The sequence below is a fragment of the Frondihabitans sp. VKM Ac-2883 genome, from assembly GCF_015350875.1.
Lineage (GTDB): Bacteria > Actinomycetota > Actinomycetes > Actinomycetales > Microbacteriaceae > Frondihabitans.
The window spans coordinates 1-4,846 of sequence record NZ_JADKSF010000019.1; the positions used below are offsets into that span (position 1 = coordinate 1).

At 55.3% G+C, this 4,846-nt stretch carries 2 rRNA genes; both read left to right on the forward strand.

The features are described 5' to 3' along the window. Positions 1–1,442 (forward strand): 16S ribosomal RNA (locus tag ITJ49_RS17385); the annotation flags it as partial. A 529-nt stretch (positions 1,443–1,971) separates the two neighbouring features. Next, positions 1,972–4,846, forward strand: a 23S ribosomal RNA gene (locus ITJ49_RS17390); the annotation flags it as partial.

The window sequence follows — 4,846 nt, forward strand, 5'->3', positions numbered from 1 at the left end:
TCCTTGGATTAGTGGCGAACGGGTGAGTAACACGTGAGTAACCTGCCCTTGACTCTGGGATAAGCGTTGGAAACGACGTCTAATACCGGATATGACCTGTGACGGCATCGTCTGCAGGTGGAAAGAATTTTGGTCAAGGATGGACTCGCGGCCTATCAGGTAGTTGGTGAGGTAACGGCTCACCAAGCCGACGACGGGTAGCCGGCCTGAGAGGGTGACCGGCCACACTGGGACTGAGACACGGCCCAGACTCCTACGGGAGGCAGCAGTGGGGAATATTGCACAATGGGCGAAAGCCTGATGCAGCAACGCCGCGTGAGGGACGACGGCCTTCGGGTTGTAAACCTCTTTTAGTTGGGAAGAAGGGAGCTTGCTCTTGACGGTACCAGCAGAAAAAGCACCGGCTAACTACGTGCCAGCAGCCGCGGTAATACGTAGGGTGCAAGCGTTGTCCGGAATTATTGGGCGTAAAGAGCTCGTAGGCGGTTTGTCGCGTCTGCTGTGAAATCTGGGGGCTCAACCCCCAGCCTGCAGTGGGTACGGGCAGACTAGAGTGCGGTAGGGGAGATTGGAATTCCTGGTGTAGCGGTGGAATGCGCAGATATCAGGAGGAACACCGATGGCGAAGGCAGATCTCTGGGCCGTTACTGACGCTGAGGAGCGAAAGCATGGGGAGCGAACAGGATTAGATACCCTGGTAGTCCATGCCGTAAACGTTGGGAACTAGATGTAGGGGCCATTCCACGGTTTCTGTGTCGCAGCTAACGCATTAAGTTCCCCGCCTGGGGAGTACGGCCGCAAGGCTAAAACTCAAAGGAATTGACGGGGGCCCGCACAAGCGGCGGAGCATGCGGATTAATTCGATGCAACGCGAAGAACCTTACCAAGGCTTGACATATACCGGAAACGTCCAGAGATGGTCGCCCCGCAAGGTCGGTATACAGGTGGTGCATGGTTGTCGTCAGCTCGTGTCGTGAGATGTTGGGTTAAGTCCCGCAACGAGCGCAACCCTCGTTCTATGTTGCCAGCACGTTATGGTGGGAACTCATAGGAGACTGCCGGGGTCAACTCGGAGGAAGGTGGGGATGACGTCAAATCATCATGCCCCTTATGTCTTGGGCTTCACGCATGCTACAATGGCCGATACAAAGGGCTGCAATACCGCGAGGTGGAGCGAATCCCAAAAAGTCGGTCTCAGTTCGGATTGAGGTCTGCAACTCGACCTCATGAAGTCGGAGTCGCTAGTAATCGCAGATCAGCAACGCTGCGGTGAATACGTTCCCGGGCCTTGTACACACCGCCCGTCAAGTCATGAAAGTCGGTAACACCCGAAGCCGGTGGCCCAACCCTTGTGGAGGGAGCTGTCGAAGGTGGGATCGGTGATTAGGACTAAGTCGTAACAAGGTAGCCGTACCGGAAGGTGCGGCTGGATCACCTCCTTTCTAAGGAGCATGTACTCGCCCCACGGGCTGTGTCTTTGTACACACTCGCCACGGGGATCAACGGGTCAAGTCACGCCACATCGAATGTTGTGGGTGGCGCTCATGGGTGGAACTTTGACAGTGGCCTTCGGATGAAGGTTTCGTGCTCAGTACATCTCCTCTCGGGGGGATTGGAACGGTGCGGGATCGGGATTGCCGGGGCGTGCACGTTGTTGGGTCCTGAGGGACCAAGCCTTTCCTGGCGCCTTTAGGGTGTTGGGGGGTGAACTCCTCATGCGGACCTTGATGATCTGGCATCACTTGCCGGGGATTCTTGGGGTCGCCCGTTTTTTGAGAACTACACAGTGGACGCGAGCATCTTGAGCGTCATTTCCTTCGTCGCCTTTCGGGGTGGTGTTGTGGGGTGATGTTCGAGTGCAATTTCTTCCCCAGCAGCTGGTTTCGACCGGTTGGTGGGGTAACGAGATAACACTGATAGACCGCGTCAATCGGGTCGCCTTCGGGTGGCCTTGTTGTCGTGGTTCTTTGTGGTCAAGTTTTTAAGAGCAAACGGTGGATGCCTTGGCATCTGGAGCCGAAGAAGGACGTAGAAATCTGCGATAAGCCTCGGGGAGCTGATAATCGAGCTGTGATCCGAGGGTGTCCGAATGGGGAAACCCCGCCAGGCGGCGTGCTGACCTGGTGACTCCCGCCTGAATATATAGGGCGGGTAGAGGGAACGGGGGGAAGTGAAACATCTCAGTACCCTCAGGAAGAGAAAACAACAGTGATTCCGTGAGTAGTGGCGAGCGAAATCGGAAGAGGCTAAACCGGTCATGTGTGATAGACGGCGGTCGTTGCATGGTCGGGGTTGTGGGACGTGTTGTTCAGTTCTGCCGGACTGGAACAGTTACAGCGCATTATAGGCGAACCGGATTGAAAGCCGGGTCATAGAGGGTGCCAACCCCGTAGCCGAAATGGTGTTGCTGGCTGAATGCGTATCCCAAGTAGCACGGGGCCCGAGAAATCCCGTGTGAATCTGTCAGGACCACCTGATAAGCCTAAATACTCCCAGATGACCGATAGCGGACAAGTACCGTGAGGGAAAGGTGAAAAGTACCCCGGGAGGGGAGTGAAATAGTACCTGAAACCGTTTGCTTACAAACCGTTGGAGCCTCCTTAGTAGGGGTGACAGCGTGCCTTTTGAAGAATGAGCCTGCGAGTTAGCGATATGTGGCGAGGTTAACCCGTGAGGGGTAGCCGTAGCGAAAGCGAGTCTGAATAGGGCGATTCAGTCGCATGTCCTAGACCCGAAGCGAAGTGATCTATCCATGGCCAGGTTGAAGCGACGGTAAGACGTCGTGGAGGACCGAACCCACTTCAGTTGAAAATGGAGGGGATGAGCTGTGGATAGGGGTGAAAGGCCAATCAAACTTCGTGATAGCTGGTTCTCTCCGAAATGCATTTAGGTGCAGCGTTGCGTGTTTCTTGCCGGAGGTAGAGCTACTGGATGGCCGATGGGGCCTAAAAGCTTACTGACGTCAGCCAAACTCCGAATGCCGGTAAGTGAGAGCGCAGCAGTGAGACGGTGGGGGATAAGCTTCATCGTCGAGAGGGAAACAACCCAGACTACCAACTAAGGTCCCTAAGCGTGTGCTAAGTGGGAAAGGATGTGGAGTTGCAGAGACAACCAGGAGGTTGGCTTAGAAGCAGCCACCCTTGAAAGAGTGCGTAATAGCTCACTGGTCAAGTGATTCCGCGCCGACAATGTAACGGGGCTCAAGCACACCACCGAAGTTGTAGAATTCGTACTTTCGATAAGCCTTCGTGGTTCAGTCGTACGGATTGGTAGGAGAGCGTCGTGTGGCGAGTGAAGCGGCGGTGGAAACCAGCCGTGGACGCCACACGAGTGAGAATGCAGGCATGAGTAGCGAAAGACGGGTGAGAAACCCGTCCTCCGAAAGACCAAGGGTTCCAGGGCCAGGTTAATCCGCCCTGGGTAAGTCGGGACCTAAGGCGAGGCCGACAGGCGTAGTCGATGGACAACGGGTTGATATTCCCGTACCGGCGAAGAACCGCCCAAGATAATCCAGTGGTGCTAAGAGTCCTAACCCGGCTGAGTGGATCCCTTCGGGGTGATGCCGGCCGGTCTAACGCTCGACCCCATGCTGGTGCGTTTAGCGTATTAACAGGTGTGACGCAGGAAGGTAGCTGAGCCAGGCGATGGTATCCGTAAGGTGATCCTGGTGTAAGGATGTAGGGCTGACGATAGGCAAATCCGTCGTCAATGATGCCTGAGACCCGATGCATACCCCGATTGGGGGAATTCAGTGATCCTATGCTGCCGAGAAAAGCATCGACGCGAGGTTCAAGCCGCCCGTACCCCAAACCGACTCAGGTGGTCAGGTAGAGAATACCAAGGAGATCGAGAGAATCGTGGTTAAGGAACTCGGCAAAATGCCCCCGTAACTTCGGGAGAAGGGGGGCCGGAACCGTGAACGGATTTACTCCGGGAGCGGGGAAGGCCGCAGAGACCAGTGGGAAGCGACTGTTTACTAAAAACACAGGTCCGTGCCAAGTCGCAAGACGATGTATACGGACTGACGCCTGCCCGGTGCTGGAAGGTTAAGAGGAAGGGTTAGCGCAAGCGAAGCTCAGAATTTAAGCCCCAGTAAACGGCGGTGGTAACTATAACCATCCTAAGGTAGCGAAATTCCTTGTCGGGTAAGTTCCGACCTGCACGAATGGCGTAACGACTTCCCAGCTGTCTCAACCGCGAACTCGGCGAAATTGCACTACGAGTAAAGATGCTCGTTACGCGCAGCAGGACGGAAAGACCCCGTGACCTTTACTACAGCTTGGTATTGGTGTTCGGAGTGGCTTGTGTAGGATAGGTGGGAGACTGTGAAGCTTGGACGCTAGTTCAGGTGGAGTCATTGTTGAAATACCACTCTGGTCACTTTGGATATCTAACTACGAACCGTGATCCGGTTCTGGGACAGTGCCTGGTGGGTAGTTTAACTGGGGCGGTTGCCTCCCAAAAAGTAACGGAGGCGCCCAAAGGTTCCCTCAACCTGGTTGGCAATCAGGTGTCGAGTGTAAGTGCACAAGGGAGCTTGACTGTGAGACTGACAAGTCGAGCAGGGACGAAAGTCGGGACTAGTGATCCGGCAGTGGCTTGTGGAAGCGCTGTCGCTCAACGGATAAAAGGTACCTCGGGGATAACAGGCTGATCTTGCCCAAGAGTCCATATCGACGGCATGGTTTGGCACCTCGATGTCGGCTCGTCGCATCCTGGGGCTGGAGTAGGTCCCAAGGGTTGGGCTGTTCGCCCATTAAAGCGGTACGCGAGCTGGGTTTAGAACGTCGTGAGACAGTTCGGTCCCTATCCGCTGCGCGCGTAGGAAATTTGAGAAGATCTATCC